General features: G+C 30.0%; 1 pseudogene. It reads left to right on the top strand.

Annotated features, from left to right (window positions below):
- Positions 1 to 1159, top strand: a pseudogene (locus CIGNP85_RS08370) (acyltransferase); the annotation flags it as partial.

Here is a 1159-nt window from a genome sequence, read left to right as displayed (position 1 = left end):
AATCTAAAACTAGATTTTAAAGGCAATAATAATATTGTATTTTTTGTTGGCAGCAGTAGAGATATAAGTATGGTTATACATGGCAATAATGGATTAATTTTTATAGGACAAAATGTTGCTAAAATAAACATCAACATGGTAGGCGAGAGTGTTTTATTTATTGGCGATAATTCTAGTTTCTGGGGAGTAACTTTTAGAGTATTAGAATCAAAATATATTTTTTTAGGAAATGACTGTATGTTTTCGTGGAATATAAATCTTGAAACATCCGATCACCATACTATTTGCGATATCTTGACAAATAATAGAATTAATTTTTCTAAAAGTATTTATATAGGTGATCATGTTTGGTGTGCTCAAGGAGTTATGATTGCAAAAGGTGCATTTATTGCGTCTGGAACTATGCTAGGCGCTAACTCATTGGCCGTTTCTAAGAAATATTATTCAAATACCGTTTATGCTGGTTCTCCAGCAAGGGAAATAAAGAAGGATATATTCTGGTCAAGAAAATATCCAGGCAATTATACTAAAGAACAAACACAGTTAAATATTAATATTCAGGGAGATGACTTCAAATACACCTATAACCAAAATGAATTCCTATCCCCTAAAGCAATTGAAGAAAAACTAGACTCCCTAAACACAGCACAAGAAAAATTAGAATTTGTATATAATGCAATATATTGCAATAAAAATAAAAATCGCTTTGCATATTTTAAAGATATGCCTTATGATATCCCTTTACCTAAATATGAAAATAAATTTAAATCTTTAACATTTGAAGAGATAGATGAAACTAAACCACAGCCAACCCCGCCAGCTCCAAAACCTACACCACAACCAACTCCACAAGAACTAGAGATTAAATCCCTTAAAGATAAACTATCCCAAAAAGAAAAAGATATCAACAATTTAGATATAAATCACAAAAAGGCTTTAACTTCGCAAGAACTAGAGATAAAATCTCTCAAAGAAGCATTATCTAAAAAAGAAAAAGATATTAGTAGCTTAGAAATAAACTACCAAAAAGCTCTAAACACAAAAAACCATCTAAGCTACAAGCTAGGAAATGCCCTTATAAAAGCACATAAACAATGGTATAAAGGGGGATATATCAAATTTATATTTGAAGCTATAAAAATCAAAAACGAGCATAATA

It is taken from the genome of Campylobacter sp. P0085, assembly GCF_002139495.1.
Lineage (GTDB): Bacteria > Campylobacterota > Campylobacteria > Campylobacterales > Campylobacteraceae > Campylobacter > Campylobacter devanensis.
The sequence above is the reverse complement of the archived record's forward strand: the minus strand, read 5'-3'. Positions and strand labels throughout refer to the sequence as shown.